The sequence below is a fragment of the Cupriavidus sp. 8B genome, from assembly GCF_054589115.1.
This window is the reverse complement of the sequence record NZ_BAAILO010000598.1, coordinates 1-272: the sequence shown is the minus strand read 5'-3', so window position 1 is coordinate 272 and position 272 is coordinate 1. Positions and strand designations below refer to the sequence as shown.

Annotated in this window: 1 pseudogene; it reads right to left on the bottom strand. The window is 62.1% G+C overall.

Annotation, left to right across the window (positions count from 1 at the left end):
- Positions 1 to 245, bottom strand: a pseudogene (locus tag ACYP5B_RS49820) (IS110 family transposase); the annotation flags it as partial.
- Between the last annotated feature and the right edge of the window lie 27 nt (positions 246 to 272).

Sequence of the window (272 nt, the reverse complement as noted above, 5' to 3'; positions counted from 1 at the left end):
ATGCCTTTGTCTAGCCGACCGATCAGCTCGAACTGTTCGCGCAACGCCTCGAACACCCTCGCCGGCACGTCTTCCTCCACTTCGGCCAGCCGCTCGCGCATCTCCGCCAAGCCCGCCTGACGCCCCTTCTTGAAGCTCAAGCCAAACTCATAGAGCGCGCCGCGCAAGGCATTGACCATCATCGTGCGCATCTTGATGTGCTGCTCTCGCATCCGATGCAACACCAGTGTCGCCTGCTGCTCCACTGTCTTCGGCGTCACTGCCGGCATGCC